Below are 23,254 nucleotides of genomic sequence, written 5' to 3'. Positions count from 1 at the left end.
CATCTTTTGTCAGGTACGGCGGCACAATGGGAGCCATGCGCGCCGACCGTCTCCTCTCACTGCTCCTGCTGCTGCAGAACCGGGGGCGGATGACCGCGCCTGAGCTCGCCGAGGAGCTGGAGATCTCGGTCCGCACGGTCTACCGCGACATCGACGCGCTCGGCGCGTCCGGCATTCCGATCTACGCCGACCGGGGCCCGGCCGGCGGCTACCGGCTGCTCGACGGCTACCGCACCCGGCTGACCGGGCTCACCGGCGACGAGGCCGACTCCCTCTTCCTGGCCGGGATGCCGGGCCCGGCCGCCGAGCTGGGCCTCGGCGCCGACCTGGCCACCGCCCAGCTCAAGCTGCGGGCCGCGCTCCCGGCGGAGCTGGGGGAGCGGTCCCGGCGCATCCAGGAGCGCTTCCACCTGGACGCGCCCGGCTGGTTCCGCGACGCCGAGGAGGTGCCCCACCTCGGCGCGGTCGCCGAGGCGGTATGGCGGCCGCGGGCGCTGCGCGTGGACTACCGCCGCTGGCGCGGCGAGGTGCGGCGGAAGCTCCATCCGCTGGGCCTGGTCCTCAAGGGCGGCATCTGGTACCTGGTGGCGCGCGCAGAGAGCGCAGAGAGCGCAGAGAGCGCAGAGAGCGCAGAGAGCGCAGAGAGCGCAGAGGGTGCGGAGAGCGTAGAGAGCACGGAGAGCGGCGCGGAGAGCGTGCGCACCTACCGCGTGTCGCGGATCCTGGACGCCGAGGTCCTGGACGAGACCTTCGAGCGCCCCACCGGGTTCGACCTGGCCGCCCACTGGGCGGAGTCGTCCCGGCGGCTGGAGGAGATGCGCTTCCAGGGCGAGGCGGAACTGCTGCTCACCCCGCGCGGACTGCGGCTGCTCCCGATGAAGTTCGGCGCGGCCGGAGAGGCCGCCGTCGCGGCCGCGGGCCCGGCCGACGCGGACGGCCGGGTGCGGGTGGTGCTGCCCGTGGAGTCGCTGCCCGTCGCCACCCACGACGTGCTGTGGCTGGGCGCGGAGGCCGACGTACTCGGTCCGCCCGAGCTGCGCGAGGCGGTCGCGCGCACCATCACCGAACTGGCCCAGCGCTACGCCCCGTCGGGCTGAGTGCGTGAGCGCGCTGCCTCGGATCGCCGTCGGCTGCGGCTAGTTTCGAAGGAGTGTCGGCACAGCGGGAGGCCTCGATGGCGGGAGCACGGCGCAGGGCGTCCGAGGACGACGCGGTGCCGACCAGGATCGGGCAGGCCGTCATGCTGCACCGCGGCGGCGACCGGGAGGAGGCGCGCAACCGCCTGGCCGAGCTGTGGCGGGAAGTCCACGACGGCGGGGCCGGCGGCGACCCCTTCCACCGCTGCGCCCTCGCCCACTACATCGCCGACACTCAGGACGACCCGGCCGACGAGCTGATGTGGGACCTGCTGGCGCTCGCCGCGGCGGACCGGATCGTCGGCGCGGACGGCCGCCCCGCCGCCACAAAGGTGCGCGCCTTCTACCCCAGCCTCCACCTCAACCTCGCGGCCGACTACGCGAAGCTCGGCCAGCGGGAGGCGGCCCGCGGCCAGCTCGCCCTGGCGCGGGCCAGCGCCCGGGGGCTGTCCCACGGCCCGTACGGCGACGGCGTACGCACCGCGATCCGCCGGCTCGCGCTGCGGCTGGGCGCGGCAGGGGGCGGGCCGCCGTTGGGAGGCCCGCCGGGGTGAGGGCAGGGGGAGCCCGGCGGGGGTGAGGGCGGGGGTCAGGACCGCTGGAGGGAGACGGCGAGCGCGTACAGCCGGGTCGTCTGCTCGGACCTGCTGTTGTTGTCCGAGATCAGATACAGCGCGCGGCTGCCCTGGGGAACCTTGGCCTTGCCGCCGGCCGGGATCGCGGGGCCGAGCGCCATCCCCTCGACATTGTCGAGCAGCGGGTTCTGCTGGTCGTCGTCCGTCCGGACATTGCCCGGAGGGCAGTCGGCCAGGTCGACCAGCAGCGTCTTGTGCGCCATCCGGTCGCTGTCGTCCTTGACCAGATGCTCGGTGTCGGTGAGGTTCGCCGCGCCGCGGAGGTCCACCTCGTAGACCCGTACGCCGTTGCCGAGGCCGCGGATGTAGCCGCGCTCCAGGGCGAGCAGATGGTCAGGCCCGACGGCCACCAGCTCGCTCAAGTAGAGCCCCTCCTCGGTCTGGTAGCCGATCTGCCGGTCGGGTTCGTAGCGCCCGCCCGAGCTGCCCCGGTAGCGCTCGATCCGCACCTGATGGCGGCCGTGGATGTCCTCGTCGCCGAGCAGCGGCGCCTCCATCCCGGCGTAGAGGAGTGTTCCATCCGGGGTCACGGCGAGGGATTCCACATTCCGCGTGCTCTCGGCCACTCCGCGCGGCGGCGGATAGAAGGTGTTGGGCAGCGGCAGGTCCTTGCCGATCTGTCCGCCGTTGCTGAGGCGGATCCGGCGGATGGCGGGTCCTTTCTCGGAACTCACCAGGGCGGTTTTCCCGCCCTTCTCCACGACCAGCCCCTCGCCGTCGAACGTCGTGAACTTCGACCTGTCGGGCTTACGGATCCCCCGCATACCCGTGACGCGCGGGTTCAGCTTGTTGGGGAGCGCGTCGGGGGAGCCGAGGGAGAGGGTGAAGATCTGCGCGGGCGTCTCGTCCCGGACCGCGTAGGCGCGCCCGTTCCCGTCCGCGAGGGCCAGCGCGGACAGCCCCGCCACCTCGCTGCCCTGGAACTCGTCGTAGCCGGGTTCGTCGAGCTGGTCGGATACGGCGAGCAGCGTGGCGTGGCTCTTCTCCCCGCAGGGCCCCGGTATCGCCGCACGCCCGGGATCCGAACTCCACACCTCGGGCGCCCAGTGGCCGGCCGCCGCCCCCGCCGTCAGGGTCGATGCCAGGGCCAGCCCGGCCCAGGCCCGTCTGCGCCGGGTCCAGTATTCCGGGGGCCGCGGCGGGCGCCGGGACGCCCGGTTCCAGACGAACGGCAGGGCGCCGACGCCGTCCTGGTCCTGCTTGCGCGGCATGGGGAGGGCGCGCAGGTCCAGGGATTGGACGAGCAGCTTGTGGATCTCGTCGAGGGAGAGCCGCTCCCGGTCGGGGCGGCGCGGATCGCCGTTCTGGAGGATCTTGATCAGCTCGCCGCTGAAGGCGGTGTAGCGCTTCGTGGAGTCGGCGACCGCCTTCTCGTCCGCGGCCGTGGCGGTGAGCACATACGAACCCTTGGTCCTCAGCTCCGCGTCCTGCAGCGCTGCTTCGGACACGGCCATGCCGTCCAGGGCCTGACCGCTGTGGCAGCAGTCGAGGATGACCACCCGGTGCTTGACCCGGTCCCGGCAGGACTCCAGGATCTGCCGCACCCGGCGGTACGCGAGGGTGGTCTCGCTCCGGTTCCTCCGGGAGCTGGACACGGTCAGATAGAGCTGCTCGTCCTCAAGGGTCTTCAGCCCGTGACCCGCGTAGTAGACGATCAGCGTGTCGGGGGCCTGCTCGATCGCGTCGTAGATCGGCCCGGTCAGATCTCCCGCCGCTTGCGGGTCCGGCACCCTCACGATCCGGTCCGCGGGCAGTCCCCACACGGAACGGTCGGTCAGCAGCCGGCTCAGCGCGTCCAGGTTTCCTGGCACCGAGGGCAGATTGGGGAGGTGCTGGTACTTGCTGACCCCGATGAGGACACATGCCGACTTCTTCGGGTCCATTCCCACGGCTTCGCCCGGCGCGCGTTCTTTGGTGTCATCCTCGCTGGTCATGCCGCGTCCCCGGACTGTCCGCCGCGCTCGCTCTCCTCGCTGTCCCGGCTGTCGTCCCCCGCGTCGCCCAGCAGCTCGCGCAGCGCTTGCCGTACGGACTCCTCGCTCAGCGACTGGGCGCTGTCGAAGGAGACCTTCAGCCCGCCACGCTCGAAGGTCACCCCGGAACGAGGCTCATGATCGGCTCGCCAGGCCGCGACGGCCACCGCGAGCGCGCCGTACGCGGGCAGCGCGTTGACCACGAACTGCACGACCTCGAAGGTCCCGCCCATCTCCTCAGGCCCCGGGGGAGTGCCGGGCTCGCCCATCCGGATTCCGGCCGCGCGCAGTTCCTCGCCGTGCCGACTCAGCCATTTGTAGAGCGAACGGAATTCAACGCCACTGTGGGGGCCGTGCATGACTATCCGGAGATTCATTCCGCAACCCCGTTCATCGAGCCATAAGCGATGGGATCAGCAGAGCTCGGCCGCCTACCACGATACATCAGGCACTTTTGTAACTCCTTTACACCACACCGGAGTTCCGCAGTTCGCGCTCGGGAAAGTCAGCATCGCCGACCGCCCCCCGTATGCTGCCGGGGCGGAACGAACGAGGGAGACGGCATGAGGGTGGGCTGTATCGGGCTCGGGGACATCGCCCAGAAGGCATATCTGCCTGTGCTCATGGCCCGGCCCGGGCTCGAACCGCATCTGCTCACCCGCACCCCCGCCACCCTCCAGCGGGTCGGCGACGCCTACCGCGTCCCCGAGGCCCACCGCCACACCGATCTGGACGCACTCCTCGCGGCGGACCTCGACGCCGCCTTCGTCCACGCCCCGACGGCCGCGCACGCAGCCCTCGTCACCCGGCTCCTGGAGGCCGGGGTGCCGACGTATGTCGACAAGCCGCTCGCCTACCAGCCGGCCGACAGCGAGCGGCTGGTCGACCTTGCCGCAAGCCGCCAGGTCAGCCTGATGGTCGGCTTCAACCGGCGCTACGCGCCCGGCTATGCGCAGTGCCTGGACCATCCGCGCGATCTGATCCTGATGCAGAAGAACCGCGTCGGCCTCGCGGCGGATCCGCGCACGGTCGTCCTCGACGACTTCATCCACGTCGTCGACACGCTGCGCTTCCTCGCGCCCGGCCCGGTCGACCACATCGACGTACGCGCCCGGATCCGCGGCGGACTGATGCACCATGTCGTCCTCCAGCTGTCGGGCGACGGGTTCACCGCGCTCGGCACCATGAACCGGATGAGCGGTTCCACCGAGGAGAGCCTGGAGGTCTCCGGGGCCGACACCAAGCGGCAGGTCCTCAACCTCGCGGAGATCGTCGACCACAAGGGCCAGCCCAGCGTGCGCCGCCGCGGCGACTGGGTGTCGGTCGCCCGGCAGCGCGGTGTCGAGCAGATCACCCTGGCCTTCCTCGACGCCGTGCGCTCGGGCACCCTGCTGACCGCCGAGGACGCGCTGCGCACTCATGAGCTGTGCGAGCGGGTCGTCAAGGACGCGCTGGAGAACCAGAGTCCCGCCGGCGCCTGACCGCACCCGCGCCCTCCACCGCGCAGTAGGCGACGAGCGCGGCCAGCGACCCGTACACGGTCCACGGCCCGGACCGCACATACGGGCTGGTGCCCCGGGCCAGCGGCACCTCGTAGACCATGGCCGCACTGGTGTCGGTGCCCATCCGCCCGCCCACCGGCTCGCCCCGCGGCCCGAAGACCGCGCTCACCCCGGACAGGGTCGCGTGCACCATCGGCCGCCAGGTCTCCGCGGAGCGCAGCGCGGCCAGCGAGGCGTGCTGGGCGGGCGCCCAGCTGTGCTGGAACGTGGAGGTCGCCGACTGTACGACCAGCACCTGCGCCCCGTCCCGCGCCAGATTGCGGCTCATATCGGGGAACGCGGACTCGAAGCAGACCAGCGGCCCGATCCGCAGGCCCTCCGGCAGCCGCATCACGACCTGCTCCGTGCCGCGCCTGCGGTCCTCGGGCGCCGCCTTGCCCACCGAGGTGGCCCAGCCCAGCACCGACCGGAACGGGATGTACTCGCCGAACGGCACCAGCCGCATCTTGTCGTACCGCTCACCGGTGGGGCCGTGCGGCCCCATCAGCACCGAGCTCTTGTAGATGCCCGGCCGGTCGCTGCGCCGCGCGTCCACGTTGACCAGCAGATCCGCGCCGACCCGCCGGGACAGCGCGGCCAGCCGCCGGCCCAGGTCCGGCCGCGCGGCCAGGTCCTGGCCGACGCTGCTCTCGCCCCAGACGACCAGGTCGAGATGGCGGCCGGCCAGCTGCCGGGTCAGCTGCTCGCCGCGGTCGAAGCGCGGTCCGGGGACATTGATCACGCCCGGCTGCACCACCGCGATCCGCGCCGTACCGGCCGGCCTGGGCACCGACGCCCAGCTCCACACCCCGGCGACCGCCGCGACACACGCCATGACCCCGGCCAGCGCCACCCGGCGCGTCCCGGCCACCGCGGCCAGCAGCGCCAGCGCGACATTCACCACCACGATCAGAAAGCTGACCAGCCACACCCCGCCCACCGACGCCACCCGCAGCGCGGGCGGCACCTGCCACTGGCTCGCTCCCAGCAGCCCCCACGGCCCGCCCAGGTACTGCCAGGACCGTACGAGCTCGGCCATCAGCCACGCGGAGGGCAGCAGCACCAGGGCCGCCGCCGCCCGGCCAGGGCCCGGCCGGCCGTGCAGCAGCCTGCGCACCAGCCAGCCCCACGGCAGCCACAACAGCCCGAGCAGCGCAGCGAGCACCACGATGAACACATGCAGACTCGGCATCAGCCAGTGGTGCACCGCCAGCAGAAACCCCGCCCCGCCCAGCCAGCCGTCCAGGGCCGCCCGCCGGCCGGTGGGGGCCGAGCGGGCCAGCAGGATCCACGGCATCAGCGCCGCGTACGCCAGCCACCACAGCGACGGCTCGGGAAACGTCAGCGCGGGCAGCGCCCCGGCCAGCACCGCCGCGACGCCGCGGGGCCACGGGGAGGCGAGCCCGCCCCGCCACCGGGTCTGCCACCGGCTTCGCCACCCGCCCCCGCGGCCGAACGACTTCCGCACGCCGTCCCCCTTCTCTGACTTTGGCGTCCAGTGTGGGGGAGGGACACGATCACGAACAGGGCGCGGATGCGCCGTGGTGCGCCTCATGCCGGGGCCGGAAGGTCCTGCTCGGCCCAGATGAGCTTGCCGCCCTCGGTGTAGCGGGTGCCCCAGCGGCGGGCCAGCTGGGCGACGAGGAACAGGCCGCGGCCGCCCTCGTCGGTGGTGCGGGCGTGGCGCAGCCGCGGCGAGGTGTTGCTGGCGTCGGCGACCTCGCAGATCAGCACGTCGTGCCGGATCAGGCGCAGCCGGATCGGCCCGCTGCCGTGGCGGATGGCGTTGGTGACCAGCTCGCTGACGATCAGCTCCGAGGTCGTCATCAGCTCGTCGAGGCCCCACTCGGCGAGCTGGCGGACCGTCAGGGAGCGGGCGCTGGCGACCACGGCCGGGTCGGTGGGCAGGTCCCAGGAGGCGACATGGCCGGGGCTCAGGGAGTGCGTACGGGCCAGCAGCAGGGCGACGTCGTCGGAGGGCGGTCTGGTCAGCAGGGTGTCGACCACGGTGGAGCAGAGGTCTTCCAGGGGCAGGCCGGGCTGGGCGAGCGCGTTGCTCAGGCGGGCCAGGCCGACGTCGATGTCCTGGTCGCAGGTCTCGATGAGGCCGTCGGTGTAGAGGGCGATCAGGCTGCCTTCCGGGAGCTCGAGTTCGGCCGACTCGAAGGGCAGCGACCCCAGGCCGAGCGGCGGCCCGGCGGGCAGGCTGGGGAAGGTGACCTCGCCGTCCGGGGCCACGAGGGCGGGCACCGGATGCCCGGCCCGGGCCATGGTGCACCGCCGGGTGACCGGGTCGTAGATCGCGTACAGGAAGGTGGCGCCAATGAGCGCGGCGGCGATGTCCTCCTCGCCCACCCGCTCCTCGCCGAGCCGGATGACCAGGTCGTCGAGGTGGGCCAGCAGTTCCTCCGGCGGCAGGTCCATGTCCGCGAGCGTATGCACCGCGGTGCGCAGCCGGCCCATGCTGGCCGCGGCGTTGATGCCGTGCCCCACCACGTCGCCGACCACGAGGGCCACCCGGGCCCCGGACAGCGGGATCACATCGAACCAGTCGCCGCCCACGCCGTCGCGGATATCGGTCGGCAGATAGCGCGACGCCACTTCCAGGGCCGGGCTGCCAGGCAGGTTGTGCGGCATCAGGCTCCGCTGGAGGGCCAGGGCCGTGGTGTGCTCGCGAGTGTAGCGGCGGGCGTTGTCCACGCACAGCGCCGCCCGCGAGACCAACTCCTCGGCCAGCAGCAGATCGTCCTCCTCGAACGGGTCCGGGAGGCGGGAGCGGACGAACGAGGCCACGCCCAGGATGGTGCCGCGTGCGCGGATCGGCACGACCATCAGGGAGCGCATCCCGAACTCGCGAACCCTCTGGGCCCGGGCCGGGTCGTCTCCGGTCCACGCGGCGACGGAGATGTCCATCGCCGGGTCCAGGAGGGGTTCTCCGGAGAAGAAGCAGGAGGCGAAGGGCGAGGTCGGAGAGACGGAGATGGGATCGCCGAGCGCGGCGATGGACTCGGGGGTGCCTTCACGGATGGAGGACTGTCCCGCTCGCCGGAACGCGAGCAGCGTCCGCTGCGACGGCGCCACGGGCTCTTCACCGTGCAGCACCGACTCCAGCAGGTCGACGGTGACGAAGTCGGCCAGCCGCGGCACGGCGAACTCGGCCAGCTCCTGAGAGGTCCGCAGCACGTCCAGGGTGCTGCCGATCTTCGCGCTGGCCTCGTTGAGCAGCGCCAGCCGCTCGCGCGCCCGCCATCGGTCGGTCACGTCCATGCCCATGTAGCACACGCCCACGGGGTGGCCGTCGGCGTTGTCGAGCCGGAAGAAGGAGGTCGAGTACGCGTGCTCGCGGTACGGATCGGCCATGGTCCAGCCCCGGTACTCGTAGTCGATCACCGGTTTGCCGCTCTCGAGCACCTTGCGCATCTGCGCCTCGAGCGCGGCCGTGTCCAGGCCGGGCAGGGAGTCCGCCATCCGGCGGCCGAGCCGCTGGTCGCGCGGCACCCCGCCGTAGCGCTCCAGCGTGTCGTTCATCCATACGTACCGCAGATCCGGGCTGAGGACGGCCATGCCGATCGGCGAGCGGACGAGAAACGCCTCCAGCAGCGATCCGCTCAGCGCCCAGGTGGGGATCTTCGACAGATCGATCGCGGAGACCAGCCAGCAGCTGCGCCCGCAGAACTCGGAGCTCGGGGAGACCCCGGTGATCCGCAGGCCGACCTCGACCGGCCGCCCCGAGCGGTGCCGCAGCGTCACCAGACCGCCCCAGCTGCCCTGGTCGCGGCACTGCTCCGCGATGCCCTGCGCGGTCACCGCGTCCTCGGGGCTGGCCAGCAGCATCGAGGCAGACTTGTTCAGCACCTCGGCAGCCGGGTAGCCGAGGAGACGCTCTGTGGCGGCGGTCCACCCGACAACGGCGCCCACCGCGTCGACCACCGCGGTCGCCGCGTCGGCCATGTCGAACGGGACGTGCGCTTCAGTTGGAACGATTCCCTCGGGGCTGGTCATCGCCCGTCCCATCTGCGGAGATATTTCCCTTAATACTATGACTCCTGTGCCTCGCCGGTGGTGAGGCGGGCCACGATCAGAGCGAGCAGGATGATGCCGCCGTAGATCGCCTGGATCCAGAAGGCCGACACCTGGGCGAGGGTGAGCAGGTTCTCCAGCATCCCCAGCAGCAGCGTGCCCAGCAGAGCGCCGAGCAGGGAGCCCCGGCCGCCCCGGAGGCTGATACCGCCGATCACGGCGGCCGCGAAGACGGTGAAGATCATGCCGCTGCCCTGGTTGGCATCGACCGCGCCGACCCTTCCGGCGATGACCAGCCCCGCGACGGCCGACAGCGCCCCGCCGACCATCAGGACCGACCAGCCCACCCGTGCCACCCGGATCCCCGCCGCGCGGGCGGCCGGCGCGTTGCCGCCGACCGCGTACACCGCGCGGCCGAAGCGGTGGTAGCGCAGAGCGAACCCGGCCACGGCGAAGCATCCGGCGCTCACCCAGACGCACAGCGGCAGGCCCAGCCAGTTCTCGGAGCCCAGGGCGAAGAAGGCCGGCGGCGCGTCGAACAGCGTCCTGCCGGAGACCAGGCCGATCAGGACCCCGCGCAGCACGATGTTCATCGCGAGGGTGACGATGAAGCCGTTGAGCCCGAGCCCCACGATCAGGGCGGCGTTGACCGCGCCGATCAACGCCCCCGCCAGCGGAATGATCAGCAGCCCCAGCCAGGCCGGCCAGCCGATGCCGAAGCCGCCCGAGGTGGCGGGGATGACGACCAGGAAGCCGAGCGCGGGCGCCAGGCCCGCGATGGACTCCAGGGACAGATCCATCCGGCCGCTGATCAGGATCATCGCCTCGGCGAGCACCAGCAGCCCGAGCGCCGAGGAGGCGCCCAGGATGTTGATCAGGTTCTGCCGCTCCAGGAACGTGTCATTGGTCAGCGCGCCGATCACCAGCAGCAGCACCACGGCGGGCAGCAGCGCGAGATCGCGGATCCGGAGCCGGGCGGCGCGGCGGACCGGGCCGGCGGGGGAGGCGTCCGGGCCGGCGGGGGAGGAGGCGGCCGGGTCAGCCATCGCCGGCCGCCACCCCTTCGACGGCGGCGAGCAGTTCACCGTCCCGCCAGCCCGCCGGGTACTCGGCCGTGACCGAGCCGCTGAACATCACCAGCACGCGGTCGCAGACCCGCAGATCCTCCAGCTGGTCGGAGACCAGCAGCACCGCGCGCCCCTCGGCCCTGGCCCGGATCGCCGCCGCGAGCAGGGCCCGCTTGGCCGCTACGTCCACCCCCGCCGTCGGGTCGATGAGCACCAGCACCCTGGGGTCGATGGCCAGGGCGCGGGCCAGGACCACCTTCTGCTGGTTGCCGCCGGACAGCTCGCTCAGCGGCTGGGCCGGCCCCTCGGTGCCGATGCCGAGGTCCGCGATCGCCCGCCGGGCGACGGCGTCCCGCGCTTTGGGGGCGATCAGGCCCAGCGGCCCGAGCCGTCCGCTGATCGGCATGGTGATGTTCTCGGCCACCGACAGCAGCGGCACAAGACCCTCGTGGTGCCGGTCGCGCGGCAGACAGCCGACCCCCGCGGCCAGCGCCGCGGGGACGCTGCCGGTGCGCAGTGGACGGCCGAAGATCCAGGCGCGGCCCCCGGAGGTGCGGTGCAGCCCGGCCAGCGCCGCCCCGAGCTGATGGCTGCCGGAGCCGGCAAGACCGGCCAGGCCCACCACCTCACCGGCCGCGACGGCGAGGCTGACGTCGTGGAAGTCCGGGCTGCTCAGATGCTCCAGGCGTACGGCGGCGGGGGCGGCCGCCGCGCCGAAGGGGCGCGGCGGCGGTGCGGTGTGCGGGACCGGCAGACCGCCGCGCTCGCCGGTCATCGCCTCGATCAGCTTCCCCGGGGGCATCGCGCCGACCGGAGCGGTGACGATCCGGCGGGCGTCGCGCAGAACGGTGACGGCCTGGCAGACCTCGTACACCTCCCGCAGATGGTGGGAGATGTAGAGGAAGGTGACCCCGGCCTCCTGGAGCCGCCGCATATGGGCGAAGAGCCGGTCGGTCGCCCGGGAGTCGAGCTGGGCCGTCGGCTCGTCCAGGACGATGAAGCGGGTGCCGCGCGAGAGCGCCCGCGCGATCTCCACCAGCTTGGTGTCCTCGACGCTCAGCCCGTCGGCCCGGACCGTCTCGTCCACCGGTACGCCCCACTCGTCCAGCAGCGCGCGGGCCTGCCGCCGCATCCGCCGCCGGCTGATCACCCGGGCGCGCGGGGTGACCGGCTGGCGGCCCAGGAACAGGTTCTCCGCCACCGACAGCTCGTCGATGGTCGTCGACCGCTGGTAGACGCAGGCCACCCGGCGGCGCCAGGCCGCCCGGTCGGCGAGTGCGGGCGCGGGCCCGCCGTCGTACCGCACCGTGCCGCGCTCCGGCCGGGTCAGCCCGGTGAGGACCGATACCAGCGTCGACTTGCCCGCCCCGTTGCGGCCGACCAGGGCGTGCGACTCACCGGCCTCGACGGTGATCCCCGCGTCCAGCAGGGCCACCGTGGGCCCGTACCGCTGGGTGATCCCGATGGCCTCGACGAGCGGGGGCCGGGCGCCGGTCATCGGCGGTTGCCCCACAGCGCCGGATCGTTGACGTTGCGCCGGGTCACCAGCGGCGCGGGGAGCTGGTCCTGGAGGATGCCCCCGGGCAGCTCGACGATGGTGCTGCCGTGGTCCGTGCGGCCGGGGCGAAAGGTCTTCCCGGCCATCGCACGCTTGATGTAGTACATCGCGTACTTGGCGTAGAGGTCGGCGGGCTGGGAGACGGTGGCGTCGATGAGCCCCTTGCGGATGGCGGTCAGCTCCTGCGGGATGCCGTCGTTGGACACGATCGTGATGTGCCGGGGGCTGCCCGCCCGGACCAGCGCGTTATGGCGCTGGAGGGTCCGCAGGGTGGGCGCCAGATACACCCCGCCGGCCTGCATATAGATGCCCTTGATGCCGGGGTTTGCGGTGTACAGCGCCTCCAGACCGGCCGCGGCCTTGTCCGCCTGCCAACGGGCCGGGATGTTCAGCACCTTGATCGCCGGGTAGTGCCGCGCCATGCACCCGGAGAACGAGGACGAGCGGTCCCGGCCGTTGACCGAGGCCAGATCGCCCTGGATCTGCACCACCTTGCCCGTCTTCACGGCCCGGCCCAGGACCTGACAGGCCTTGCGGCCGTACGCGCGGTTGTCGGCCCTGACCACCATCGCCACCTTTCCCGTACGCGGGGCCACGTCGACCGCGACCACCGGGACATGTGCGCGCTGCGCGGCCCGCAGGCCCGTGGCGATGGCGGCGGAGTCGATCGGCGAGACGACCAGGCCCTTGACGCCCTCGGACAGCAGGTTCTCGATATCGGTGATCTGCTTGCCCGAGTCGCCGTTGGAGTTCACGGTGGGGAGCGCCCGGACGCCCTGCTCATGGGCCTGCTGCGGGATGTCGTGGTTGTAGGCCTGCCAGAACGGCGAGGTGAGAAACGGGATGACCACGCCGACCCGGCCGCCCGCCGGGTGGCCGCCGCAGCCCGCGGCGGCCGGTCCCAGGGCCAGGGCGAGAACCACGACGGTGGCGGCATGGCGCCTCATGCTGCCTCCTCCCGCTCAGCCTTGCCGCGCTTCAACGCGCGGGCTTCCCTCGTCACTGCTCGCTCCTCCGTCGCTGCGCGGCTCCTCAGTCCAGCCCGCGCAGCGCGCCAAGGCACGCTCATGTTGGCCCCTGCGCCCGCTCGGCGAGCCAGACGGCTCCGTTGGGGTACGAGTACGCGTCCAGCGAGGCGGGCCGCAGGGTGGAGCTGAACCCGGGGACGGAGGGGGCCGTGTACCGTCCCCGGGCGATCACCGCGGGATCGGTGAAGTGCTCGTGCAAATGGTCGACGTACTCGACCGTCCGCTCCTCGAGCGTTCCACTGACCGCCACATAGTCGAACATGGCCAGGTGCCGCACCAGCTCGCAGAGCCCGACGCCCCCCGCGTGCGGGCACACCGGGACCCCGAACTGGGCGGCGAGCAGCAGGATCGCCAGATGCTCCGGGATCCCCGCGACCCGGCAGGCGTCCAGCTGGAGAATGTCGAGGGCCTGGGCCTGCAGCAGCTGTTTGAAGACCACCCGGTTGGCGGTGTGCTCACCCGCCGCAACCTTCACAGGTGCAACGGCGCGGCGGATCGCGGCGAGCCCCAGGATCTCGTCGGGGGAGGTGGGCTCCTCGATCCAGTACGGGGCGAACCCGGCCAGCGCGCGGGTCCACTCGACCGCCTCACCCAGCTCCCACCGCTGATTGGCGTCCAGGGCGATCCGGATGTCCGGGCCGACCGCCTCGCGGGCGATCCGGCAGCGCCGGATGTCGTCCTCCAGGTCGGCGCCGACCTTCAGCTTGATCTGGGTGAAGCCGTCGGCGACGGCCCGGCGGGCGGCCGAGGCGAGGTGGGCGTCGGAGTAGCCGAGCCAGCCGGGGGAAGCGGCGTAGGCCGGATAGCCCTCGGCCCGCAGCCGGGCCTCGCGCTCGGCCTTGCCGGGCTCCGCGCGGCGCAGGATCAGCAGCGCCTCGTCGGGGGTCAGCGCGTCCGCGAGGTAGCGGAAGTCCACGAGGGCCACCAGCTCCTCGGGGGTGAGGTCGGCCAGCAGTTTCCACAGCGGCTTTCCGGCCCGCTTGGCGTGCAGGTCCCACAGGGCGTTCATGACGGCGCCGATCGCCATGTGGGTGACGCCCTTGTCCGGGCCGAGCCAGCGCAGCTGGCTGTCGCCGACCAGTGCGCGGTAGCGGTCGGCGAGGCCGGTGAGGGTTCCGTCGAGCTCCACCCCGGTCAGGTGGGGGCGGAGGGCGTCGATGGCCGCGACCGCCACCTCGTTGCCCCGGCCGATGGTGAAGCAGAAGCCGTGGCCCTCCAGGCCGTCCGGGGCGTCCGTGCGGATGGTCACATAGGCGGCCGAGTAGTCGGGGTCGGGGTGCATGGCGTCCGAGCCGTCGAGCCGCCGCGAGGTGGGGAAGCGGACGTCGTATGTGTCGACGGCCGTGATACGTGCCCTGGTCAGCTGCTTCATGCCTGATCACGCACCCGTCGTTCGTGCCCTCGGCCGGAGCCTCGCATTCATGCAAAGAAACTCCACATAGAGCATAAACCGGGCAAAAGCCCCACTCTATGCAGTCGGGCGCTCTTTGTTGCGGAACTATTGACAACGCTTCTGTGGCCAGCTGAGTATCTGCCCGTGAACTTGTCAGACAGCCAGACAGGCGGATCAGTCCCGTCCGTCCCTCGCCGCGTCAGCGCCATGGAGGCCGTGCTCACGTACCTCCGCCACGCCATTGAGCAGGGCGAATACGCGGTGGGCGACAAGCTGCCGTCCGAGGCGGAACTCTGCCGCCGACTGGAGGTGAGCCGACCGGTGCTCCGGGAGGCGCTGCGGGCCCTGCAGACGATGGGGCTCACCGCGTCGCGCACCGGGAAGGGTACCTTCGTCATCTCCAGCGGCCCGGTCGAGGACCCCACCTTCGGCGACTACACGGCCAGTGACCTGCTCGAAGTGCGTCGGCACGTCGAGCTCCCGGTCGCCGGGTACGCGGCCGTACGCCGCTCCGCCGAGGACCTGGACCACCTGACCCATCTGCTGGAGCGGATGGAGCGGGAGACCGACACCACCGCATGGGTGGCGATGGACACACTTTTCCATCTGACCATTGCCCAAGCGGCCCGGAACCCGGTATTCCGCAAGGTGATAGAGGAGATCCGCGACGCCCTGGCACGGCAGTCCGCGTTCCTCAATGAACTCGGCGACCGGCGCGAGCAGGCGAACCGAGAACACCGGGCGATCGTCGAGGCGCTGTCCGACGGCTCGGAACCCGATGCGGTGGCGGCGATGGCCCATCACCTCCAGCGCGTCGAATCAACCCTCAGCACCATCGTGCGGCGCGGCTCTGAGACCGACGACCGCACGGCAAGCCCCATGAAACCCCCGATGGAAGGCCAGCAGGAGTGAGCGAGCAGTCCCTCCGGCAGGAAGAACGCCGTCAGCACCAGACCGAGAAGTCGCCCGCGCATATCGACGCGGGCGACGCCGGGTACAGCAAGTCCCTCAAGGCCCGGCACGTCAACATGATCGCCATCGGTGGCGCCATCGGCACCGGGCTCTTCCTCGGAGCCGGAGGACGGCTCAACAACGCCGGACCCTCCCTTTTCATCGCCTACGCCGTCTGCGGCGTCTTCGCCTTCCTGGTGGTGCGGGCCCTGGGCGAGCTCGTCCTGCACCGCCCCTCCTCGGGCGCCTTCGTCTCGTACGCCCGTGAGTTCCTCGGCGAGAAGGGTGCCTTCGTCGCCGGCTGGATGTACTTCCTGAACTGGGCCACCACTGGGATCGCCGACATCACGGCCGTCGCGACCTACACCCACTACTGGGGCATGTTCACCGACATCCCGCAGTGGGTGATCGCCCTGATCGCGCTGGCCGCGGTGCTGGCGATCAACCTCATCTCGGTCAAGATCTTCGGCGAGATGGAGTTCTGGTTCGCGATCATCAAGGTCGGCGCGCTCACCGTCTTCATGGCGATCGGCATCTTCCTGCTGGTCACCCGCCACCCGATCGACGACCACACCCCCGGCCCCGGGCTGATCTTCGACAACGGCGGCGTCTTCCCGCACGGTGTGCTGCCGATGCTGCTGGTCATCCAGGGCGTCATCTTCGCCTACGCCTCGGTCGAGCTCGTCGGTGTGGCGGCGGGGGAGACCGAGAACCCCGAGAAGATCATGCCCCGGGCGATCAACTCGATCATGTGGCGCGTCGCCCTCTTCTACGTCGGCTCCGTGGTGCTGCTCTCCATGCTGCTGCCGTTCACCTCGTACTCGGGCGACGAGAGCCCCTTTGTGACGGTGCTGTCCAACATCGGCGTGCCCTCGGCGGGCGGGGTGATGAACCTCGTCGTGCTCACCGCCGCCATGTCCAGCCTCAACTCCGGGCTCTACTCCACCGGCCGCATCCTGCGCTCGATGGCGATGTCCGGCTCTGCGCCCAAGTTCACCGGCGTGATGAGCCGCACCCATGTCCCCTACGGCGGGATCCTGCTCACCGCCTTCTTCTGTGTGCTGGGTGTGGGCCTGAACTATGTGGTGCCGAGCAAGGCCTTCGAGATCGTGCTGAACTTCGCGGCGATCGGCATCCTCTCCACCTGGGCCATGATCATGCTGTGCCACCTGCTCTTCTGGCGCAAGGCCCAGGCCGGGCTGATCAGCCGCCCCGGCTACCGGCTCCCCGGCTCGCCCTACACCGAGATCGTCACCATCGGCTTCCTCGCCTCCGTCCTGGTCCTGATGTGGGCCGACGGCGGGCCCAGCCGGCTGACCGTCATGGCGCTCCCCGCGATCGTGGTGGCGCTGGTCCTCGGCTGGTTCGCGGTACGCGGCCGGGTGAGCGGACGGCGATGACCGCTCCCGAACACCACGACAACACCCCTACCACCACTTTGAGCACTCCCCCCTTGAACACCTCCCCTCTGAACGCCTCTCCCGCAAGCGCCTCCCAGACGCTCCCCCAGCCACCGCTGGGAGGTGCCCCCTCCCAGCCACCGCTGGGAGGTGCCCCCGCTGACCCCAACCCCGACCGTCCGCTGCCCGCCGCGCCGCCCGAGATACGCGAGGCACGCCATGTGCCGCTCGTCCAGGTGATCCGCGGCGGGCTGGTCGAAGGCGTCCACCACGGCTCGGCCGTGGTGCTGGCCGCCGACGGCCAGGTGCTCGGCCAGGCCGGCGACCCCGACGCCGCGTTCTACCCCCGCTCGGCGCTCAAGCCCGTACAGGCCGTCGCCATGCTGCGCGCCGGGCTGCCGCTGGACGGCGAGCTGCTGGCGCTCACCGCCGCCAGCCACTCCGGCCAGCAGCGCCACCTGGCCGGGGCGCGGCGCATCCTCGCACAGGGCCAACTGGCCGAGGACCTGCTGCGCAACGTCCCCGACCTGCCGTACGGCGCCCCCGAGCGCGAGGCGTGGCTGCGCGCCGGATATGGGCCTTCCCGGCTCGCCCAGAACTGCTCGGGCAAGCACGCCGCGATGCTGCTGACCGCCCAGCTGCGCGACTGGCCCCTGGAGGGCTATCTCGACCCGGCGCATCCGCTGCAGCAGCTGATCGCCGAGACCGTCGAGGATCTGACCGGGCAGCGCATCGCCCAGGTGACGGTCGACGGGTGCGGAGCGCCGCTGTTCGCCGTCTCCCCGCGCGGGCTGGCCCGCGCCCTCGCGCGGATCGCCACGGCCCCCGCGGACACCCCCGAGGGCCGGGTCGCGACCGCCATGCGCGAGCACCCCGAGATGGTCGCCGGGACCGGGCGGGACGTCGCCCGGCTGATGCGGGCGGTGCCCGGCCTCGTGGCCAAGGACGGCTTCGAGGGGGTCCAGGTGGCCGCGCTCCCCGACGGGCGGGCGCTCGCCGTGAAGATCGCCGACGGCGGGGACCGCGCCCGGATGCCGGTGACCGCCGCGGCCCTCGCCCACCTGGGCGTGGACCCCGGCCTGCTCACCGAGTTCGCCGAGGCCCCCGTCCTCGGCGGCGGCCTGCCCGTCGGTAGCCTGCGCGCGACGGTTTTCTTCGCACCGCCATCGGCCTGACCCCCGCCACTCCCCACACCCAAAACCCTCACCCCGCCTCACCAAGGGACACCGCACACCGATGACTGCCACCGGCTTCCGCCGAGAACACGACCTGCTGGGCGACCGTGATGTGCCGGCCGACGCGTACTGGGGCGTCCACACCCTGCGCGCCACGGAGAACTTCCCCATCACCGGCACCACCATCGCGGCCTACCCGCACCTCATCGGCGCCCTGGCCGCCGTCAAGGAGGCCGCGGCCCGCGCGAATCAGGATCTGGGGCTGCTGGAGCCGCGCAAGGCCGACGCCATCGCGGCCGCCTGCCAGGAGATCCGGGAGGGCCGGCTGCACGACCAGTTCGTGGTCGACGTGATCCAGGGCGGGGCGGGGACCTCGACCAATATGAACGCCAATGAGGTGATCGCCAACCGGGCGCTGGAAATCCTCGGCCACGCCAAGGGCGACTACGCCCATCTGCACCCGAACGAGGACGTCAACCTCAGCCAGTCCACCAACGACGTCTACCCGACCGCCGTCAAGGTCTCCACCATCCTCGCCGTGCAGGGGCTGCTCGCCGCGATGGAGATCCTGCGCGAGGCGTTCGCCGTCAAGGCCGAGGAGTTCCGCGACATCCTGAAGATGGGGCGCACCCAGCTCCAGGACGCGGTGCCGATGACGCTCGGCCAGGAGTTCTCGGCGTACGCGGTGATGCTGGAGGAGGACCAGAGCCGGCTGCTCGAGGCCCAGAGCCTCGTCCACGAGATCAACCTCGGCGCGACCGCGATCGGCACCGGCCTCAACGCCCCCGCCGGTTACGCGGAGGCCGCGCGCCGCCATCTCGCCGCCATCACCGGCCTGCCCATGGTCACGGCCGCCAACCTGGTCGAGGCCACCCAGGACTGCGGCGCCTTCGTCCATCTGTCCGGCGTCCTCAAGCGCATCGCCGTCAAGCTCTCCAAGAGCTGCAACGACCTGCGGCTGCTCTCCTCGGGCCCGCGCGCCGGGCTGAACGAGATCAACCTGCCCCCGGTCCAGGCCGGGTCCAGCATCATGCCCGGCAAGGTCAACCCGGTCATACCCGAGGTGGTCAACCAGGTCGCCTTCGAGGTGATCGGCAACGACGTCACCATCACCATGGCCGCCGAGGCCGGACAGCTCCAGCTGAACGCCTTCGAGCCGATCATCCTGCACTCCCTGTCGAAGAGCATCACCCATCTGCGCGCGGCCTGCCTGACGCTCGCCGAGCGCTGCGTCTCCGGCATCACCGCGAACGCCGAGAACCTGCGTGCGACGGTGGAGAACTCCATCGGCCTGGTCACCGCGCTCAACCCGCATATCGGCTACAGCGCGGCCACCAGCATCGCCCAGGAGGCCCTGGCCACCGGCCGCGGCGTGGCCGAACTGGTCCTGGAGAAGGGCCTGTTGCCCGCCGACCGGCTCGCGGCCGTCCTCCGCCCGGAGGAGGTCGCCGGCCGCAGCTAACTGGCGCACCGCAGCCGGGCGACGCCCGGCGCGGCGCTGAAGGGCAGCAGGTCCTGGAGGCGGTCGGGCCGCCGTACGTCGACGCGGAGCTGGTCGGCGATGCGGTAGGGGCGGTGCGCGAGCACCGCCCCGAAGCTGCGGCGGAGCCGGGACATGGCGGCGCGCACGGTGACGGTGCGGGTCGGGTCGCCGAAGAGATCGTCGGCCAGCTGGGCCGCCGTCCGCCCGCCCGGGGACGCGGCGAGGACCAGCAGCATTTCGGCGTGGCGCGCGCTGAGCTGGTGGGTCCACGTGCCGGAGGGCCCCGAGAAGGTCAGCGACCACTCGTGCGGACGGCGGACGTCCAGCACCACGCGGCCGGTGCCCTCCGGCCCGTACAGCTCGCCCGTCTCGTCCGCGCCGGAGCCGAGGACCCGCAGCAGATGTCCGCCGGGCAGCGGCTCCACCGCGCAGGTGCCGAGCGCGGGCAGCCACACCGGCCCACAGGTCGGTGTCTTGGGCAGCAGGAGCCGGTGGTCCCGCGGGGTGACCCCGGTGACCCCGGCGATCCAGCCGTGCTGGTCGACCGCGACCGCCTTGCCCCGGATCCGGGCCAGCACCGGCGCCGCGACGGCACGCAGCCGGTCCAGCTCCCGGCTGTGGGCCAGCCGCAGTTCACCCTCCGCCCACCGGGCCGTCGCGGTGACCAGGGACAGTACGGTCGGATGAGCGCTGGCGGCCGGGCCGCTGATGTCCACGATGCCCAGCAGCCGCCCGTCCCGGGGGTCGAGGACCGGGGCCGCGGCGCAGCTCCAGGTGTGGAAGGCGCGGACGAAGTGCTCGGCGGAGTGCACCCGTACGGGCGCCCGGACGGCCAGCGCGGTGCCGATGCCGCTGGTGCCGGCGACGTCCTCGGCCCAGTGGGCGCCCTCGGTGAGCGCGATGCCGTCGGCGTATCTGCGCACCCCGCGGTGGCCGTCGATCCACAGCACCCGGCCGTCGGCATCGGTGATGATCATGATGTGTCCGGCCGCCTCCGCAGCCTCCAGCAGGCCGCTGTGCAAGGTGGGCAGCACATCCGCCAGCCGGGTCTGCTGCCGCCGCCGCTCCAGCTCCTCAAGGCCCAGCAGCCGCGGCGCGCTGCCGTGCTCCGGGTCGAGCCCCAGGCGCAGCATACGGTCCCAGGACTGGCCGATCACCGGGCGCGCGGGCAGCGGAAGCCTGCCCCGGCTCAGGGCGGCCTCGCGCATGACCGCCATGAGGCGGGCCGATTCGGCGGGGCTCAGGTCGGCCAGCGGGCCGGTGCCGAGCGAGGCTTGAGTTCGCATGGAGATGCGGCCTTTCGTTCCTTGGGTGCCACGCGCTCCGGCCGAACAGGCTTTGTTTCTTTGGCGATTGTAACGACCTGTGGCTCCCCAGGTCGTAAGGCCCGACCTCACCCGGCCGGGTCGGGCAGGGCCTGCTCGGCCCAGATCGTCTTGCCCGTGGGGCCGTGCCGGGTGCCCCAGCGCCGGGCGAGCTGGGCCACCAGCAGCAGCCCACGGCCGCCCTCGTCGAAGACGCGCGCCCGGCGCAGATGCGGGGCGGTGTTGCTGCCGTCGGAGACCTCGCAGATGAGGTCGCGGTCGTGGATCAGGCGCAGCTGGATGGGCGCTTGGGCGTGCCGGATGGCGTTGGTGACCAGCTCGCTGACCACCAGTTCGGTGGTGAAGACCGCCTCGTCCAGGCCCCAGGCGACCAGTTGGTCGGTGGCGCATCTACGGGCCCGGGCCACGACGGCCGGCTCCGCGGGCAGGTCCCAGGTGGCCACCTGGCTCGCGTCCAGCGCCCGGGTGCGGGCCACCAGCAGGGCCACATCGTCGGCGGGGCGGCCGGGGACCAGCGTGGTCAGCACCGTGTCGCACAGGTCCTCCAAGGACTCGGCGGGCCGGGAGAGCACCGTGCGCAGCGCGGCCACCGCCTCGTCGACATCGCGGTCGGGGGCCTGGATCAGACCGTTGGTGTAGAGGGACAGCAGGCTGCCCTCCGCCAACTCCACCTCGCGGGATTCGAAGGGCAGGCTGCCCAGGCCCAGCGGCGGCCCGCTGGGCAGGTCGAGGTATTCAGCGCTGCCGTCGGGCCGGGTCAGCACGGGCGGCGGATGGCCGGCGCGGGCGAGCGTGCAGCGCCGCGACACCGGGTCGTACACCGCGTACAGGCAGGTGGCGCCGATGTCCCCGGCGGTGTGCGCCTCGGCGCCCGGCTCGCCCTCCGTCTCGGCCGACAGCCGGTTGACCAGGTCGTCGAGGTGGGTGAGCAGTTCGTCCGGGGGCAGTTCGACATCGGCCAGCGTACGCACCGCCGTCCGCAGCCGGCCCATGGCGGCGGACGCCTGGAAGCCGTGGCCGACCACATCGCCCACCACCAGCGCGACCCGGGCGCTGGACAGCGGGATCACATCGAACCAGTCGCCGCCGACCCCCGCCCGCGAGCCTGCGGGCAGATAGCGGCCGGCGGTCCGGACCGCCGCATGAGGCGGCAGCGCCTGCGGCAGCAGGCTGCGCTGCAGGGTCAGGGCGGCCTCGCGCTGGCGGGTGTAGCGGTGGGCGTTGTCGATGCACACCGCGGCCCTGGCCGTGATCTCCTCGGCGAGCAGCAGATCGTCCGCCTCGAACGGCTCCGGGCGCCGATGGCGGGCGAAGGCGGCCACGCCCAGCGTCGTGCCGCGGGCGAGCAGGGGGACGGCGATCGTGGAGTGGAAGCCGAATTCACGCGTCTTCGCGGCCCGCGCGGGATCGTCCCGCTCCCACTGGGCGATGGTCTCGGGGGTCACCGTGACCAGCACCCCCCGCCCCGCGGCCAGGCATTCGGCCGCGGGCGAGTGCTCCGGGTAGACGGCGAGATCGCCCAGCGCGATCACCATGTCCGGTTTGCCGTCGAGCGCCGACTGCGCGGCGACGCGGCGCAGTACGACGGTGCCGGGCACCGGCCCGGGGGGCGGCTCCGCGCCGCCGGGGTGGATCTCGGGCAGCAGATCCACCACCGCGAAGTCCGCGAACTCCGGGGCGGCCACATCGGTCAGCTCCTGCGCGGTGCGCACGATGTCCAGCGTGGAACCGATCCGGACACTGGCCTCGTTGAGCCGCACCAGCCGCCGCTGCGCCTCGTACCGCACGGTGACGTCGTGACCTGACAGGACCACGCCGAGCACCCGGCCGTCGTCGCCGAGCAGCGGGGCCAGCGAGGTCGACCAGGCCGCCTTGCCGTGCCCCGGGGGGAGGCTCAGATACTGCGGCAGGCCCGTCTCGAGCACCAGGCGCATCATCCGCTCGATCTGGACGCCGCGCGTACCGGGCACGACGTCCGAGATGCGCAAGCCCCGCATCTGGGCCTGACCGAAGCCCACCACGCCTTCCATGTACGTGTTCGCCCAGCGCAGGAGCAGCCGGGCGTCGAAGACCGCCATCGTGCAAGGACCCTGGGTGAAGGCGGCTCTGACCAGCTCGTCGTCGGCGGCGGTCGGCCCCGTGCGGTTCAGCGGGGAGACCAGCAGCCACTCGGCCCCGCCGTCCGCCGTCCGCCGGTGGTGCGCCAGCAGGCCCACCCGTAGCGGACGGCCGTCGCGGTGGCGCAGCGTCAGCTTCCCGCTCCACCTGGTCAGCGGCTCCAGGGGGCCGGGGAGGTCGCCGGCCGCCCCGTCGGCGAGCAGCCGGGAAGCGGGCCTGCCCACCACCGCCGGGCCCGGGTGGCCGAGGAGCTTGCGGGCCCCCTCGCTCCACCCCGTGACGATGCCGCGCTCATCGATGGTGGCTCTGGCCGTGGACGCCTCGTCAAAGAGGTCGTCGGACCGGACGGGCCGGCCCCGCGCGGTGTCCGGTCGCCTCATGTTCGTTCATCTCACGCTGCCTGCTTACTCCGGCCGGCTCCCTCCACCTCTCTCCATTGAATACCCGACCG

General features: G+C 72.2%; 17 protein-coding genes. 7 read left to right on the top strand and 10 right to left on the bottom strand.

The window, feature by feature from the left end; genetic code table 11:
- The first annotated feature begins 26 nt into the window (after nucleotides 1-26).
- A complete protein-coding gene (locus ACH4U7_RS43955; protein WP_398533379.1) occupies nucleotides 27-1,097 on the top strand; it encodes a helix-turn-helix transcriptional regulator in 1,071 nt (356 codons plus the stop codon).
- 77 nt (nucleotides 1,098-1,174) lie between these two features.
- The gene (locus ACH4U7_RS43950; RefSeq protein WP_398533378.1) at nucleotides 1,175-1,690 is read left to right on the top strand and encodes a hypothetical protein; all 516 of its coding nucleotides are present in this window, start codon (nucleotides 1,175-1,177) and stop codon (nucleotides 1,688-1,690) included.
- 35 nt (nucleotides 1,691-1,725) lie between these two features.
- On the opposite strand, the gene ACH4U7_RS43945 is transcribed toward ACH4U7_RS43950, so the two are convergent.
- A complete protein-coding gene (locus tag ACH4U7_RS43945) occupies nucleotides 1,726-3,705 on the bottom strand; it encodes an esterase-like activity of phytase family protein (protein WP_398533377.1) in 1,980 nt (659 codons plus the stop codon).
- Nucleotides 3,702-4,121 carry a hypothetical protein gene (locus ACH4U7_RS43940; RefSeq protein WP_398533375.1) on the bottom strand — a complete coding sequence of 140 codons (420 nt, stop codon included), beginning with the start codon at nucleotides 4,119-4,121 and terminating at the stop codon, nucleotides 3,702-3,704. Before ACH4U7_RS43940 ends, ACH4U7_RS43945 begins: the two co-directional genes overlap by 4 nt.
- Before the next feature lie 186 nt (nucleotides 4,122-4,307).
- On the opposite strand from ACH4U7_RS43940, the gene ACH4U7_RS43935 reads away from it, so the two are divergent.
- Nucleotides 4,308-5,225 carry a Gfo/Idh/MocA family protein gene (locus tag ACH4U7_RS43935; RefSeq protein ID WP_398533374.1) on the top strand — a complete coding sequence of 306 codons (918 nt, stop codon included), beginning with the start codon at nucleotides 4,308-4,310 and terminating at the stop codon, nucleotides 5,223-5,225.
- On the opposite strand, the gene lnt is transcribed toward ACH4U7_RS43935, so the two are convergent.
- The 6 genes from lnt to ACH4U7_RS43905 form a co-directional block, all read right to left on the bottom strand.
- Complete coding sequence (lnt, locus tag ACH4U7_RS43930) at nucleotides 5,185-6,840, bottom strand: apolipoprotein N-acyltransferase (RefSeq protein WP_398533373.1); 1,656 nt, start codon at nucleotides 6,838-6,840, stop codon at nucleotides 5,185-5,187. The genes ACH4U7_RS43935 and lnt overlap by 41 nt on opposite strands.
- Nucleotides 6,837-9,287 carry a SpoIIE family protein phosphatase gene (locus ACH4U7_RS43925; protein WP_398533372.1) on the bottom strand — a complete coding sequence of 817 codons (2,451 nt, stop codon included), beginning with the start codon at nucleotides 9,285-9,287 and terminating at the stop codon, nucleotides 6,837-6,839. Before ACH4U7_RS43925 ends, lnt begins: the two co-directional genes overlap by 4 nt.
- Before the next feature lie 35 nt (nucleotides 9,288-9,322).
- Nucleotides 9,323-10,351: an ABC transporter permease gene (locus tag ACH4U7_RS43920; RefSeq protein WP_398533371.1), complete on the bottom strand. Its 1,029-nt coding sequence runs from the start codon at nucleotides 10,349-10,351 to the stop codon at nucleotides 9,323-9,325.
- A complete protein-coding gene (locus ACH4U7_RS43915) occupies nucleotides 10,344-11,870 on the bottom strand; it encodes a sugar ABC transporter ATP-binding protein (RefSeq protein WP_398533420.1) in 1,527 nt (508 codons plus the stop codon). The genes ACH4U7_RS43920 and ACH4U7_RS43915 overlap by 8 nt, the downstream gene beginning before the upstream one ends.
- Nucleotides 11,867-12,877 (bottom strand): sugar ABC transporter substrate-binding protein, encoded by a 1,011-nt coding sequence (locus ACH4U7_RS43910; protein ID WP_398533370.1) that lies wholly within the window; start codon nucleotides 12,875-12,877, stop codon nucleotides 11,867-11,869. The genes ACH4U7_RS43915 and ACH4U7_RS43910 overlap by 4 nt, the downstream gene beginning before the upstream one ends.
- A gap of 118 nt (nucleotides 12,878-12,995) precedes the next feature.
- Nucleotides 12,996-14,330 (bottom strand): enolase C-terminal domain-like protein, encoded by a 1,335-nt coding sequence (locus ACH4U7_RS43905; protein ID WP_398533369.1) that lies wholly within the window; start codon nucleotides 14,328-14,330, stop codon nucleotides 12,996-12,998.
- A 165-nt stretch (nucleotides 14,331-14,495) separates the two neighbouring features.
- Here ACH4U7_RS43905 and ACH4U7_RS43900 point away from each other — a divergent pair, with 165 nt between their 5' ends.
- The 4 genes from ACH4U7_RS43900 (at nucleotide 14,496) to aspA (ending at nucleotide 19,339) form a co-directional block, all read left to right on the top strand.
- The gene (locus ACH4U7_RS43900; RefSeq protein WP_398533368.1) at nucleotides 14,496-15,263 is read left to right on the top strand and encodes a FadR/GntR family transcriptional regulator; all 768 of its coding nucleotides are present in this window, start codon (nucleotides 14,496-14,498) and stop codon (nucleotides 15,261-15,263) included.
- Nucleotides 15,260-16,702: an amino acid permease gene (locus ACH4U7_RS43895; protein WP_398533367.1), complete on the top strand. Its 1,443-nt coding sequence runs from the start codon at nucleotides 15,260-15,262 to the stop codon at nucleotides 16,700-16,702. The genes ACH4U7_RS43900 and ACH4U7_RS43895 overlap by 4 nt, the downstream gene beginning before the upstream one ends.
- Before the next feature lie 182 nt (nucleotides 16,703-16,884).
- Nucleotides 16,885-17,877 (top strand): asparaginase, encoded by a 993-nt coding sequence (locus ACH4U7_RS43890; protein WP_398533419.1) that lies wholly within the window; start codon nucleotides 16,885-16,887, stop codon nucleotides 17,875-17,877.
- A gap of 61 nt (nucleotides 17,878-17,938) precedes the next feature.
- On the top strand, nucleotides 17,939-19,339 hold the full coding sequence (gene aspA / locus ACH4U7_RS43885) for an aspartate ammonia-lyase (RefSeq protein WP_398533366.1): 1,401 nt from the start codon (nucleotides 17,939-17,941) through the stop codon (nucleotides 19,337-19,339).
- On the opposite strand, the gene ACH4U7_RS43880 is transcribed toward aspA, so the two are convergent.
- Both ACH4U7_RS43880 and ACH4U7_RS43875 read right to left on the bottom strand, forming a co-directional pair.
- Nucleotides 19,336-20,646 (bottom strand): GAF domain-containing protein, encoded by a 1,311-nt coding sequence (locus ACH4U7_RS43880; RefSeq protein ID WP_398533365.1) that lies wholly within the window; start codon nucleotides 20,644-20,646, stop codon nucleotides 19,336-19,338. The genes aspA and ACH4U7_RS43880 overlap by 4 nt on opposite strands.
- A 107-nt stretch (nucleotides 20,647-20,753) precedes the next feature.
- On the bottom strand, nucleotides 20,754-23,183 hold the full coding sequence (locus tag ACH4U7_RS43875; RefSeq protein ID WP_398533364.1) for a SpoIIE family protein phosphatase: 2,430 nt from the start codon (nucleotides 23,181-23,183) through the stop codon (nucleotides 20,754-20,756).
- Between the last annotated feature and the right edge of the window lie 71 nt (nucleotides 23,184-23,254).

The organism is Streptomyces sp. NPDC020845 (assembly GCF_044334165.1).
GTDB lineage: Bacteria > Actinomycetota > Actinomycetes > Streptomycetales > Streptomycetaceae > Streptomyces.
This window is presented reverse-complemented; position numbering and strand designations above follow the sequence as displayed.